This is a genomic window from Paraburkholderia sp. GAS448 (genome assembly GCF_050435685.1).
Lineage (GTDB): Bacteria > Pseudomonadota > Gammaproteobacteria > Burkholderiales > Burkholderiaceae > Paraburkholderia.
In genome coordinates this window covers 203,751-217,544 of record NZ_JBNDKT010000006.1, presented here as the reverse complement: position 1 = coordinate 217,544, position 13,794 = coordinate 203,751, and the positions used below count along the sequence as shown (strand labels likewise).

At 57.4% G+C, this 13,794-nt stretch carries 12 protein-coding genes; 8 read left to right on the top strand and 4 right to left on the bottom strand.

The genetic code is table 11. The features are described 5' to 3' along the window. Positions 1–10: 10 nt before the first annotated feature. Positions 11–1,537 (bottom strand): CoA-acylating methylmalonate-semialdehyde dehydrogenase, encoded by a 1,527-nt coding sequence (locus P3T23_RS14485; RefSeq protein WP_429316853.1) that lies wholly within the window; start codon positions 1,535–1,537, stop codon positions 11–13. Between the two features lie 90 nt (positions 1,538–1,627). Next, positions 1,628–2,965 carry an MFS transporter gene (locus P3T23_RS14480; protein ID WP_429316852.1) on the bottom strand — a complete coding sequence of 446 codons (1,338 nt, stop codon included), beginning with the start codon at positions 2,963–2,965 and terminating at the stop codon, positions 1,628–1,630. 128 nt (positions 2,966–3,093) lie between these two features. On the opposite strand from P3T23_RS14480, the gene P3T23_RS14475 reads away from it, so the two are divergent. Both P3T23_RS14475 and P3T23_RS14470 read left to right on the top strand, forming a co-directional pair. Then, positions 3,094–4,044: a LysR family transcriptional regulator gene (locus P3T23_RS14475; RefSeq protein ID WP_429316851.1), complete on the top strand. Its 951-nt coding sequence runs from the start codon at positions 3,094–3,096 to the stop codon at positions 4,042–4,044. 118 nt (positions 4,045–4,162) lie between these two features. Then, positions 4,163–4,351 carry a hypothetical protein gene (locus P3T23_RS14470; RefSeq protein ID WP_429316850.1) on the top strand — a complete coding sequence of 63 codons (189 nt, stop codon included), beginning with the start codon at positions 4,163–4,165 and terminating at the stop codon, positions 4,349–4,351. Positions 4,352–4,676: 325 nt separating this feature from the next. On the opposite strand, the gene P3T23_RS14465 is transcribed toward P3T23_RS14470, so the two are convergent. Beyond that, entirely contained in the window at positions 4,677–5,792 is a 1,116-nt protein-coding gene (locus P3T23_RS14465) for an NADH:flavin oxidoreductase (protein ID WP_429316849.1), read from the bottom strand. 221 nt (positions 5,793–6,013) lie between these two features. Here P3T23_RS14465 and P3T23_RS14460 point away from each other — a divergent pair, with 221 nt between their 5' ends. Further along, the gene (locus tag P3T23_RS14460; protein WP_429316848.1) at positions 6,014–6,499 is read left to right on the top strand and encodes an Rrf2 family transcriptional regulator; all 486 of its coding nucleotides are present in this window, start codon (positions 6,014–6,016) and stop codon (positions 6,497–6,499) included. A gap of 48 nt (positions 6,500–6,547) precedes the next feature. Here the strand turns inward: P3T23_RS14460 and P3T23_RS14455 are convergent, their stop codons facing one another. Continuing rightward, positions 6,548–7,060, bottom strand: coding sequence for an RrF2 family transcriptional regulator (locus P3T23_RS14455; RefSeq protein ID WP_429316847.1), 513 nt, complete (start codon positions 7,058–7,060; stop codon positions 6,548–6,550). A 415-nt stretch (positions 7,061–7,475) separates the two neighbouring features. Here P3T23_RS14455 and P3T23_RS14450 point away from each other — a divergent pair, with 415 nt between their 5' ends. From P3T23_RS14450 to P3T23_RS14430, 5 genes are all read left to right on the top strand, one after another. Next, a complete protein-coding gene (locus P3T23_RS14450; RefSeq protein ID WP_429316846.1) occupies positions 7,476–8,795 on the top strand; it encodes a 12-oxophytodienoate reductase in 1,320 nt (439 codons plus the stop codon). 115 nt (positions 8,796–8,910) lie between these two features. After that, positions 8,911–9,615 (top strand): SDR family NAD(P)-dependent oxidoreductase, encoded by a 705-nt coding sequence (locus P3T23_RS14445; RefSeq protein ID WP_429316845.1) that lies wholly within the window; start codon positions 8,911–8,913, stop codon positions 9,613–9,615. A 64-nt stretch (positions 9,616–9,679) separates the two neighbouring features. Further along, positions 9,680–11,167 (top strand): aldehyde dehydrogenase family protein, encoded by a 1,488-nt coding sequence (locus P3T23_RS14440; RefSeq protein ID WP_429316844.1) that lies wholly within the window; start codon positions 9,680–9,682, stop codon positions 11,165–11,167. A gap of 164 nt (positions 11,168–11,331) precedes the next feature. Further along, positions 11,332–12,300 carry an amidohydrolase family protein gene (locus P3T23_RS14435; RefSeq protein WP_429316843.1) on the top strand — a complete coding sequence of 323 codons (969 nt, stop codon included), beginning with the start codon at positions 11,332–11,334 and terminating at the stop codon, positions 12,298–12,300. Between the two features lie 568 nt (positions 12,301–12,868). Continuing rightward, positions 12,869–13,315 (top strand): BON domain-containing protein, encoded by a 447-nt coding sequence (locus P3T23_RS14430; protein ID WP_429316842.1) that lies wholly within the window; start codon positions 12,869–12,871, stop codon positions 13,313–13,315. Positions 13,316–13,794: the final 479 nt, after the last annotated feature.

The following is a 13,794-nucleotide window of genomic DNA, read 5'->3' as shown; positions in this document are numbered from 1 at the left end:
TCGGGTGCGCTCAGCGCAGGCTGATGGTCGTGTTGACGCCATCGTTGACGGCGTCATCGTCGAACCAGCGAGCAGTGACGGTCTTGGTCTGCGTGTAGAACTGCACGACCTGCTTCCCGTAGGGTCCCAGATCGCCAAGTTTCGAGCCGCGCGATCCCGTGAAACTGAAATACGGAACAGGTACAGGAATCGGAATGTTGATGCCGACCTGACCGACATCAATCTCGCTCTGGAATTTGCGAGCCGCCGCCCCGCTCTGAGTGAACAGACCTACACCGTTACCGAACGGATTGCGATTCACCAGTGCAATCGCGTCGTCAAGCGTTGCCGCCTGAAGGACGACCAGAACCGGTCCGAAAATCTCGGTCTTGTAAATGTCCATGTCAGTCGTGACGTCTGTGAAGATCGTTGGCCCGATGAAGTTACCTTCTTCGTAGCCTTTGACGATGACATCACGTCCATCGAGCGCAAGGGTTGCTCCCTCCTTGATACCCGCTTCGATCAGGTTCAGTACGCGCTGCCTGGCCGCACGTGAAACTACAGGCCCAATGTCCGTGTTCGGTTCGTTGCCGGCATTCACCTTTAACGTCTTGGCCTTTGCAACCAGGTCGGTCAGCCATTGCGCCGACGAGCCAACAAGCACGACGACCGAAGTGGCCATGCAACGCTGTCCAGCAGCACCAAAACCCGCACCGGCCAGCGCATTAAGCGTCTGCTCGCGATTGGCATCTGGCAGAACCACCGCATGGTTTTTTGCGCCCATCATCGACTGCACACGTTTTCCGTGTTCACTCCCAAGCCTATACACATGGGTACCTACAGCCGTCGAGCCGACAAAGGAAATTGCCTTGATGTGCTCATGCGTACAGAGCGCGTCCACGACATCCTTCCCGCCATGCACGACGTTAAGCACCCCCTTGGGAATGCCTGCCTGAAGCGCAAGTTCAACCAGTTGCATCGTGGAAAGGGGGTCCTGCTCAGAAGGCTTCAGAACGAAGGTGTTGCCGCACACGATGGCCATCGGGAACATCCACAGCGGAATCATGGCCGGGAAGTTAAACGGCGTAATACCGGCACAGACACCGATCGGCTGACGTAGCGTGTACGTGTCGACACTACCCGCAACGTTCTCGGCAAACTCACCCTGCTGAAGCGTGCCGATGGACGCCGCATGTTCAACGACTTCCAGGCCTCGAAAAACATCGCCTTCAGCATCGGGAATAGTCTTGCCCTGCTCTGCACTCAACGTCGCCGCAATACGGGGCATGTGTTCGCGAATCAAAGCCTGAAGTTTCAACATGATGCGCATGCGGACACCAATCGGCGTGCTCTTCCACGTTGCAAACGCGGCGTGAGCGGCCCGCACGGCCGCGTCGACCTCGTCCTGCGTCGCAAACGGCACGTGTGCCAGCACCTCCTGTGTCGCAGGATTGACAACCTCCCGCCACTCCGTCGTTTTTGAGTCGACGAACTCGCCGTTAATCAACAACTTCACCTTCGGAACGCCTTCATTTGATTCTTTCGTAACTGCATTCATGATTTACTCTCTCTGCTTATCGATGACTCGAGAAAACCGCGTTGATTGACAAAATTGAGTTCAAGGGAAAACGGGGGGCGCGTTAAAACATTAATGCGAGCTACCGTCCCCACTGTGCGCCTCGACGCGCATGAAAAAGGTGCAGACAATTGCGATCGCGCCCAGAACGATCATGTAGTCGACTACGTACCGAGGATTGCCGGCACCGGAGGCCAGCAGCGCAGTCGCAATCATCGGCGCGATGCCTCCGCCCAGAACGCCTGCAACCTGAACAGACACAGAAATGCCGCTGTACCGGACTTCGGCAGGGAATTGACAGGCAAAAAGCTGTGACTCGGGTGCGTAGAGGATCGGAAACACGACGCCAACGGCTAGAACCATGGCCCACCAGACTATCGATGAATCGCGTGTCGCCAACATTGAGAAGAACGGAGATGCGAACAGACACATCACGACCAATCCGATGATGAAAAGCCGCTTTTGCCCAATCCAGTCGCTCACGTAGCCTGCAAGTGGCATTGTCACAAGTGACACCGCAGCGCCCGCCGTGATCGCGTGAAGAATTTCGGTCTTGGGAATCTTCAGCTGGTTCGCGGCGTACGCGAGAGCAAACGCGACCACCAGGTAAAACCACGTGTTCTCTGCGGCTCGAGCACCGATAATCAGAAGCAGCGTACGAGGGTGCTGTCGGACCACATCAAGCGCCGGCGCCTTGACGGGCGGGCGCTCCCGCTTCATACGCTCAAAATCGGGCGACTCAGGGACTCGTGCCCGGATGACCCAGCCAACGACGACGAGCAGAATGCTCGCGAGAAACGGAACTCGCCATCCCCATGCAAGCAGATCTGATTCGGGCAAAGCAGCGACTGCCGCCATCGCGAGCGAGGAGAGAATCAGCCCGAAGCCCACGCCCGTTTGTGGCAAGCTGCCGAAGAAGCCCTTCTTTCCGGAGGGAGCATGTTCGACCGCCATCAACACTGCCCCGCCCCATTCACCGCCAACAGCCATGCCCTGCAGGAATCGCATCGCGACGAGCGTTGCCGCCGCCCAGTAGCCGATGCTCTGGTAGGAAGGAATCAGGCCGATCGCCATACTGGGAATACCCATCATCAGCAACGTGGCCATCAGCATCGACTTGCGGCCAATACGATCCCCAAAGTGGCCGAAGATAATTCCACCCATGGGCCGCCCGACAAATCCAACACCGTAAGTCGCAAACGCGGCGAGCGTTCCGAGGATCGGGTCAAGCGTCGGAAAGAATATCTTATTGAATACGAGGGCCGCAGCGGTCCCGTAGAGAAAGAAGTCGTACCACTCGATTGTCGTGCCGGCCATACTCGCCCAGCCGGCAAGTACGTAATGTTTCACCGACTTGCTTGCAGTTGGTGTGCTTGTAGATGCCCCGAGTGGAGCGGTATGAAGGTCCATGTAGTCTCCATGCCTGTTATCTGATGCCGACGCATCTTCTCCAGTTCGGATGCATCCTTAACGTCAGCGTGAGGCGGAGTATAGTTCTTCGAATATCCACAGAGAATGGACTTTTAAGCCCATCTGATATGCAAAAAAACACAAGAGACATTAATGGCGTCAACTGGGACGATTTGCGATATTTCCTCGCTGTCGCGCGAACCCAGACAGCCAGTGCAGCCGCGAAGCGGCTTAATGTCGACCACACAACCGTGGCTCGCCGTATACGCGAACTGGAGGCATCGCTCGCCACCGTTCTCTTCGAAAAGTCACGATCCGGCGGATTTGCGTTGACCTCTGAAGGTCAACGCCTGCTTTCATACGCCGATACCATTGAGACAACGGTGCAGTCCGCCAGTGAACAGTTCACTGGCGGAGCACATTCTCTGTCGGGCCATGTACGAGTCGGCTCGACCGAGGGTTTTGGCTCGTTTTTTCTTGCCCCACAGCTTGCGCGATTTGCCCAGGCACATCCCGACATTTCGATCGATCTGCTTCCCGTACCGCATTTCGTAAGCCTGTCAAAGCGTGAAGCCGATATTGCAATCCTGCTGGAGCGCCCCGAGCGTGGGCAATATGTCCACACAAAGCTGTGTGACTATCAGTTGAGGCTGTACGGCACGCCGAGCTACCTCGAAAGTCACCCCTTTCCCGAAAAGACGGCGGAAATGCACGGTCATGCCTTCCTGAACTACGTGACCGATCTGGTGTTCAGTCCGGAGCTTCTGTACCTGGATCGCGCAATTCCAAACGCAAAAGCCAACTTCTGCACAACCAGCATCGTCGCGCAGTATCATGCGGCGCTACAGGGCACCGCGCTGGCCATTCTGCCCTGCTTCATGGCGGAGCCCGATCCAGGACTGGTGGCAGTTGTCCCAGAACAGATATCGATCACACGTCACTTCTGGTTGTGCTGCCGTGAGGATTTGCGCAAGTTACGTCGTATATCGGCATTGTGGGACTACGTGCGCCAGGCAGCAGAGATCAACCGGCCGTTACTGATGGGCGAAGTCTCGATCATGGCTTTTCCACCGCCGTAATCGGCATCTCCCGTGAACAAGGACAACCGGGTTTGCAGCTGTCCGCGTGGACCGTGAACAAATCTGAACATCGCGTTTAAGAACGAGTTCTACACTCGGTATATTCTGAAGATACCGGATGCGACTCTTATCAATTGGCGAAGCGCCAGGCTTTGGGCGTGGCGGTGGCGGTGGGCACACTGCGGCGCTGGCGGCGGAGGGGCGACTGCTTCGCTTTGGCAGCGAACTGCTGTTTCCGATCTGCGAATTCTTCCACGTCGACGTCGTTGTCCTCGATGCCGCACTGGCCGTTTACCTCGAGCAGTAACTGACTAAGATCTGGTCGAGATACTGACGGTGTTAGCCACGGGAATTGTGGCGACTGTACAACTCGTGAAGCAACCGCATTTAGCTGGCCAGTAGGATCAGGTGTCCTCCTCGTCACGGGCTCCCAACCCCGTACGCTCGCTAAGAAGATTCGCGCTTGAAATAGCGACAGACGTCGGTGTGCCATGCACCAACTCCTGAACGTCTTCACCACCAATGTCACAGGTTTTTCCTGGAATTTGTCGAGATATTCGGCGTCGGCTGCGTCCGTGCTGGAGACCGCGTCGCCGCCGTCCGGACACTATCTACCTGCCGCGCCTCCCCCGTCAGTCAAGATTCGCCAGCATGCTCCTCGTGTAGGCACGCAACGTCGCCCCCTTCCTGATCTTCGCAGGCCAATCGGGATTGGCGATGAGGGCACGACCTACTGCGACAAGATCAAAATCGCCACGCTCAAGAGCGCTGAACACCAACGCAAGATTATCTTCGGGTTCGCTGTCCTTGCCTTGCAGCATCTCGGCCATCGAGTTATTGAGGGTAACTGATCCGACCGTGATTGTCGGCTTGCCGGTCAGCTTTCTGGTCCATCCAGCGAGGTTAAGATCGGTCCCGAACTCGCCCTCCCAGAAACGTCGCTGCGAGAGGTGGAAGCCATCAACCCCAGCTTCAACAAACGGTGTGACGATCTCGGCCCATTCCGATGGCGTTGTGGCGAGCCTTGCCGCGTAATCCTGGTTCTTCCACGTGGACAAGCGCAAGGTCACCGGGAACTCCGAGCCGACACGACGGCGAATTTCTTGAATGACCTCTACCCCGAAGCGACTGCGCTTTGTACGATCGCCGCCGTACTGGTCACTTCGCCTGTTGGTCTCCGCCCAGAGAAACTGGTCGATCAGATAACCATGAGCACCATGAATTTCGACCCCATCAAAGCCGAGCTGCTTCGCCCAGGCAGCGGCATTACCATAGGCTTCGATGATCTCGCCAATCTCGCGTTCAGTCGCCGGCGCACGAACTTGAGCGAGGGGCAGTCCTCCACCGCCAATGATGCCCGATGGGCCGAGCCGCCGCTCTGCCTCGGCATCTTCATCAAATAGTCCTGCCGCACCCTCGACTTGCGGCTTGCGAACCAGTCCGACATGCCAGAGTTGCGGAAACATGCGTCCGCCCGCAGCGTGAACTGCATCGATGACACGTTTCCATCCCGCCAGCGCGTCGCCACCATAGAGGCGCGGTGCGTTCTCGTCGTGCGAAGCACTCCAATGGGGAATGAAACTACCTTCAGAAATGATGAGGCCAACCCCCGCCTCTGCCCGGCGGCGGTAGTAATGTGCGACGTTCTCACCGGGTATCCCTTGCGGAGACATGGCCCTGGTCATCGGTGCCATGACGATGCGATTCTTCAGCTCAAGACTGCCGAGCATCGTGGGGGTGAACAACACCCCCGAACGAGTCCCGTGAAGCCGATTAGAAGTTGTCGTGGTGGGGGCATGCCCAAGCATAGCGGTTGTCTTCCTTTCGCGGTGAGGCGCAAGTCCAGCGTTCGGCTGCACTGGCAAAAAGCAATAATTATTGTTGCAGTATAGACGACGTACAATGCAAGTTCAATCATTACATTATGTTTGCGCGCTGACGAGTCCGCCCGTGAATAGAATCCACTACTATGATCGACCTTCGTTTTTCGACAGCTTTCCAGATGGTCCTGAGCGTGGCGCTGGCCGACCACGACGGTTTCCGATGTACGAGCAAGGTACTAGCAGACGGCCTCGGAGCAAATCCCAGCTTCGTACGTCAGCTTCTCGTGCCACTGGGGCGGGACGCCATCATCGCCGCCTCGATTGGCAAAGGTGGAGGGCTGCATCTCGCACGAGCTGCCTCCAGCATTACGCTCCGCGACATTTATGCCTCGATCACTGGAGAGAAGCGATTCTTGCCCGCGCGTCCATCTGCGCCTCGGTGCCGGGTGAGCGCCAACATCGAGCCTCTCTTTGAAAGAGTGGCGGCAGACGCCGACAGGGCGCTCCTCGAAAGCCTCGAGCGCCGCAACGTCGCCGACGAACTCTCGGAGCTACTACGCCTTGACAAAGAACGGGTCGCCCGCGGTGGTGTCAGTATCGTCCCGGAACGCGAATTCATCCCCCAAGAGTAGGCTACGACGTCCGACCATTTTCGCGCTCAAGCGGAGATGTTCGAAGATTCAGGATTGGGAAACTTTTGCGCGCACCGGGTGCACTGGCGCAGTGCCAGCGTGTGCGGCTGAGCGCCTGCTCTGGGAAATCCGTGTTCGTTCCAGATTCCGGATTTCGGCGATGCTGTCCGCCACCGTCCGACGTCCCAGCATATCGAGCACAAGCGCATCGGCCTCCCCAGCGATACACTCAAAAAACTCGACAATATTTGCGCTTGCCACGCACTGACACGGCACAGCAGTCCGCGCGACCCAGATTTTCTTGTTATCCGTCACGGAGCAGTAGATATCACGAAGCGTGATCGTCGTGGGTGATCGAACTAGACGAGCACCGCCATTCTTGCCTAGCGAAGACGTAACTATCCCATCACGGCTCAGAGGCACAAGAAGCTTCCTGACGAAGCTCGCGTTGACGCCCAGCGAGTCGGCGAGCTTCTGACTCGTACATCGCACTCCGTCTTCTTCGGCTATCTGAATCCCAAGCACCATCTGCAGTGCTGTCGGGAAGCGTAGATCAATCATTCCATCTCCATCGTCCCGTCCGTCGGAACGGTCATCACCCGTCGATCACCCTTATTGCAATAATAACATTTGCAATATATGGTCGACGAGGGCATGGTGAACTTGCAAAATCCTTTCACTTGCGAACTTAAATGGACTCTGCCCCCTGATCCAGGCATACGCCAGTCCCACGAGCCTCGTAGATGACACAGGTTCGCGCCCTTCGGATGGTGGCCTCGACAAACGGCCACAGCTCACGAACGTCCCATATAAAGATCGCGTTGGTGACAGCCCGTAGGCGCCGGCGCCCTTTACCCGAAAGGCGTCCCCGACCGGCCAACCCGCCGCCTGTTTCACGACATCGCCCGGCCCGATAAGCCACCCCGAGCCGATCATCAGGACGCCTGCTTCCGTCTACTGGTGGCAGATCAGCAAAATGCAATTCACACTATTGCAGCTCTGCCTTAAACTGCTATTATTATTCTTGCATTTTCTTCGCGCAGCTGATGTCACCCTTCCCTGCGCGGTGGATTTCACACGTAAACCTCAGGAATGGAATCCGATGACACTCGAAAACATCAGTCCGCAACAGCGTGACACGCATCATGCCCACGTAGATCTGTCAGGTCTTTTCCAACCCATCACCATCGCTGGTCTCACGCTCACGAACCGGTTCGTCATGCCGGGTATGCAGCGCGGCTGGTGCGTTGAAGGCCAAGCCCCCCAACGTCTTGCCGACTACTACGCCGCACGTGCTCGTGGCGGCGTGCAACTCATCATGACCGAATGCATTGCGGTCGATCATCCGTCGGCAACGCGTACGAGAAAATATGGACGCCTGGCCGAGGACACGGCTGACGGGTGGGCAAGATGCATCGATGCCGTACACGAGGCCGGCGGCCAATTCTTTCCCCAGATCGGCCATGACGGCGCGCTCCTCGCGACGCCGGATGGCGATTACTTTGCAACGGCGCCAGTCCTGAGCCCCTCCGGTCTTATGAAGCCCGGCACCGTCGTCGGAAACCCCGCGACCATCGCCGACCTGGAGGCGGTCAGGGACGCCTTTGTCCGATCAGCACGAATCGCCAAACGGATCGGCGCGGATGGCGTCGAAATCCACGCCTGTCATGGATATCTGCTCGACCAGTTCCTGTGGGCAGGCACGAATGTGCGTGACGACCGGTATGGCGGCCCTGAAGTGGGCGACCGCGTGCGTTTCCCGGCGGAGGTCGTGCGTGCTGTTCGTGATGAAGTCGGGTCCGACTTTGTGATCTCCCTGCGATTCTCGCAATGGAAATTGCAGGATTACACCGCCCGCGTGGCTACGACGCCCGAGGAGCTTTCGATCATGCTCCGGGCATTCGAAGACGCGGGCGTGGATCTTTTTCATGCATCGACCCGCCGATTCGGAGATCCCGAATGGCCTGAATCCGATCTGGGCCTTGCCGGCTGGGCAAGAAAACTCTCGGGCAAGCCCGTCATCGCCGTGGGGGGGGTGGGCCTGACCGTCGACATGGTCGAGACCTTCTCGGGCAAGGATACGAACGCATCGCCGGACATCAATTTCCCGGCCTTGGCCAAACGCTTCAACGCGCACGAGTTCGATCTCATTGCAATCGGTCGATCCAACATCGCGGACCCGGACTGGGTCGCGAAGGTGCGCGATGGTCGCCCCGACTTCATTCGCCAATTCAAGCTCGCAGATCTGGGTGATGTCGCGGAAGAAGCCAAACAGGCTTCGACCAAGGCTTCATAGGCAGATGTTCAGACGGCCCACGGCGTCCCGTCGCGGGCTACCTCGTTACTTCCCTTCTAAATGATCCACAGAGGAAAACATGGCTGAGAAGACACATGAAAACCGGATAGCAGTCGTGACCGGCGCGGCGCAAGGTATCGGGCGAGAGGTTGCTGTCCGGCTGGCGGCGCGTGGCGCGAAGGTCGCACTTGTCGATTTGAAAAAGCCCGACGAAACCGCATCGCTGATCGGGGACGCCGCCATCGCGATCGAAGCTGACGTTTCCAGCGAAAGCGGCTGGAAACACGTGGCGCAGCTCGTCGAGCGCGATCTGGGTGGAGTGGACATCGTCGTGAACAATGCCGGCATCTATCCGAATATCGTGATCGACGAGCTCGACCTGGACGCCTGGCGGCGGACGTTCGCCGTCAATCTGGATGCGCATTACTTCAGCGCAAAACAGTTCCTTCCTGGCATGCGCCGGAAAAAATGGGGGCGCTTCGTCAATTTTTCATCTAATTCGATCGGCATCGCCATCACCGGCCTCAGCCACTACATGGCTGCCAAGATGGGCGTCATCGGTTTTGCCCGGGGTTTAGCCAACGACGTTGCAGCCGACGGTATTACCGTCAATGCGATCCTGCCGGCGCTCACGAACACCCCCGGTACGAGCGGTGTACCGGACGAATTCAAGAAAAGCGTGTGGCAGCAGCAGGCGATCAAGCGCTTTGCCGAGCCGGCCGACATCGCTGGCCCGATCCTCTTTCTTACGAGCGACGACGCGGCCTTCATCACCGGTCAGGCGCTCGTCGTGGACGGCGGCCAGTACAAGATTTCCTGAAGACCGTTTCGTTCGACCGGGAATTCACGCCGGCCGTCGCCTCCTCTACCCAAAGGCTTATTCAATGAGCAATCAGTTTACGGAACACGAAGCGCGGCTTCGCTCGGGCTTCATCGATCGACAGCACAACCTTTTCATCGACGGCAAATGGACCGATGCGCTCGGCCGCGAACGTGCCAACGTTATCGAGCCGGCTACGGGCGGCACGTTGACAACGATCGCGTCGGGAAGCGTCGAAGATATCGACCGCGCTGTCCTGGCAGCAGACAAGGCTTTCAAGGGCGTATGGGCCCAAATGCCCGCAGCGGATCGTACCCGACGGCTATTGGCTCTCGCTGACGCAATCGAACGTAATGCAGACGAACTGGCGACGCTGGAATCGATCGACGGTGGCAACCCCATCACCCACACTCGCTACGGTGACATCGCAAGAGCGATCAACGTCCTGCGACACAGTGCGGGATGGATCGACAAAGTGGGCGGCGAGGTGCCCATGAGCGATAGCCACCTCGGCTCACTGTCGTTTTCCATTCGGCAGCCGGTCGGCGTCGCGGGAGCGATCACACCCTGGAACGCGCCATTCCTGCTCGCCATGTTCAAGATTGGACCGGCCCTCGCAGCTGGCTGCACGATGGTGCTCAAGCCCGCCGGCCTCGCGCCATTGACTGCGCTGCGCCTGGCCGAACTTACGCTCGAGGCTGACATTCCTCCGGGGGTCTTCAACGTCGTGACAGGGGACGGCAGCGTCGCTGGCCGTGCACTCGCAAAACACCCGCGTGTCGCGAAAATCGCTTTCACCGGATCGACGGACACGGGCAAGTCACTCCTGGTTGATGCATCTGGCACGCTCAAGCGGGTTACGCTCGAACTCGGTGGCAAATCGCCAGTGTTCATTTTCCCCGATGCCGATATAGAGGCAGCCACGAATGCGGTAGCGTCGGGCATCTTCTTCAAGACGGGACAGTTCTGCGCCGCAGGTACGAGGCTTTTTGTCCACGAAAGGGTCTATGAACAGGTTGTGGCAGGCTTTGAAGCGCGGGCCAAGCGGGTGAAGATCGGTGCACCGCTTTCCCTGGACACCGAGATGGGGCCATTGATCTCCGATGGCCAGCGCAACCGCGTGCTCGAATACGTCGCTGCCGGCAAACGGGAGGGAGCGGAAGTGGTAACGGGTGGGCACGCCATCGATGGTCCGGGTTATTTCATCCAGCCAACGCTGCTCGCCAATACGCGTCCGGACATGTCCGTCGTTCGCGACGAGATCTTCGGTCCCGTGCTGTGTGTCTCGAAGTTCTCGGACAACGATCTCGATAAACTTCCCGCTATGGCCAATGATACGGAGTATGGTCTCGCCGCTTCGATCTGGACGCGGGATCTCGGCCATGCGCATCGGCTCGCCCGTGCGATCGACGCCGGCATCATCGAGGTAAATGGCGGCGACCTCGGTGCTCTATCCTTCGGCGGTTTCAAGCAGTCTGGCATCGGCTATGAGTTGGGTAAAGCGGGTGTCGAAGCTTACACCGAGACGAAGGCCATCGGGATCAAATACTAACCTCGATAAAACGCTGTGCCGGTCAGCGAACGAGGCCACGCACCGAAACCGGCATCCCAGCTACGTGGCCTCGCATCCCGTACAGATTTCTCCCCGACTAGTGCGACCAAAGCGACAGTAGCGCGAATGGTTGGCATTACCCCCCGTTTAGGAGAGTTCATATTATGCGTATTGTCGCCCTTGAAGAACACTTCATAGTGCCTTCGCTCCTGGAGGCCTATTTTGATCTGCGTACCAATCCCGGGCTTACACCCGCGCGCAAGGAAAAACTGACTGACCTGGATGGCGGGCGCATCAAGGATATGGACGACCACGGTATCACTTGCCAGGTCATTTCGGCGTCCATGCCCGGAGCTGATCTCCTCGACGGGAAGGAAGGAATACACCTCGCGACTGAAACCAACAATACCCTCGCAGCGGCGCTGCGCAGGCACCCCGACCGGTTTGGCGGATTTGCTCATCTGCCTATGCGCGAACCATCCGCGGCCGCAGACGAGCTTGAACGTACAGTGCTTGACCTTGGATTTTGTGGCGCCATGGTCAATGGTTTGACGGACAACCGCTTTCTGGACGACCCGCGATTCGACCCGGTACTGGAACGGGCCGCAGCACTGGATGTCCCTCTATACATTCACCCCAATGTACCGCCGAAAGCCGTCTATGACATCTATTACGATCGGCTGCCCGGGCCCGCGAGTGCATTACTCGCCTCGGGAGCATTTGGCTGGCACTCTGAAACCGCAATTCACGTCCTCCGTCTTGTCCTGACTGGAGCTTTTGAAAGACATCCCCGGCTCACTGCGATCGTCGGCCATATGGGCGAGATGCTCCCGTTTATGCTTGGCCGGGCTGACGATATCCTCATCGGGCACGGTGGGCTACGCACCCCTGTCAGTGAGACGATTGTCGATCGTGTCTACATTACAACGAGCGGCATGTTCACGACGCCGCCCTTGCTAACAGCGCTTACAACCTTCGGCGCCGACCGTATCATGTTTAGCGTCGATTATCCGTTCAGTCAAAACTCACAAGGCAAGGCGTTTTTCGAGACCATGCCGGTCTCTCCCGCCGATCGTGCAAAAATTGCTCACGGAAATGCTGATCGAGTATTGAAACTAAACCAGAGAATGTGACTCGGCCATCCGACGAACGGCGCAGGAGTTTCGCAATGGCCTGTCATCTTGTCGTGCATCACGGTCTGCAGTTTCATCCCACTGCGCCAGAGCCTTTTCACACCGCACCCGAATGCATCCTCACCAGACATCGGTACAGGCATTTAATGATGCAAACTTGCCGCGAGGCCTGGCGTTGTGCCCAATCGAAAACGCGCGTTCGATTGCGAAATTAGTCCCTCGTCATCGATCGCAAAATCAACGTCGAACCGGGACGGATCATGTGGCAAGTTTCCGGTAACAACGCAAGCGTGCTATTGATCAGAGCAACCGTGCGTCAATCTGGAACGGTCCCGTTGCATCATGACTTCGCTTTTCGTGAACTCGCCCTATCCGTCCTGCGCAAAACGAACGTGATTAGACCAGAGCCAACTCTCCATCGCAATCAGGACGCGCAGCATTCAGGAGTGGACATCCATTTCTGGCATCGGATTCACAATGTTCAAGGCACAGCAACCCACTTTGACGTGCCTCGCGAATTTTTCAGCGTACTTCATCGTACACATTGAGTTCATCGCAGATCCGACCGATGAAGCTATCAGTGTCAACCCATGTTGCTACATGTTTTTCATCGCCTCACCAGAAGTCACGACTGTCTCTTTCACTCAAACCGGAGCCGTCCATGAATCCGAAGGCAAGTAGGACTATTGGTGTACTTGCAGTTGTCGCTTTTCTGGTTGGCACTTCCATGGCCATACCCGTCGTTAGCGTCGCGCAAGAGACTCAATCCGCACCGCTTACAAAGAAGGAGCAGCGTCGCGCTGACCGGCAGTTGTCAAAGGACGTACGCCGCGCGCTCGAAGCGCAACACATCGACACAGGCAACGTGCTCATAGCCGCGCAGCGTGGAGTTGTCACTCTCCATGGAACCGTCCCAGATCCCGGTCAAATCGGGAAAGCTGACGAGGTGACAAAAGCCGTCCCTGGTGTCCAATCAGTGAAAAGCTACCTGACGCCTTACATAAACGGTCGCTGACGGTGGGTGACGGTACGTTAATTGGCTAGTAGACGACTTACCGTTTGATTGACGGCGCACGACTCTGCGTAGGAAAGCTCGTGCGCCTTCCTCAGCGTTCGGCGAGAATGCTACGTGCTGGACCTTGCTCGAATTGCTGCGCGCACGAAAGACGACTTCTACTTGCACTGCTGAACGATACTCTCACCGTCAACGCAGGTCGTAGGTACGTTCCGTGAAACGGTTCCGTTGTGTAGACCAAACGGCCAGCCTACGGGCGTAGCACATCAGCAGTCTCGGATCCAGTCTACGGATTTGGCTATCGGTAGAAGACGGGGTGAGTTCCTTGTCGCACGACAGCACTATAAGTGCCATTTTGAATCAAGCGACCCTGCGGAAGGATGCCTAAGCACGGTGCCAGATTTCTTGCAAACAGTGTATTGCAGATAACTAACGGTAATGTCTCGATCACAATTAATTTATGGACGCAATATTCGCTA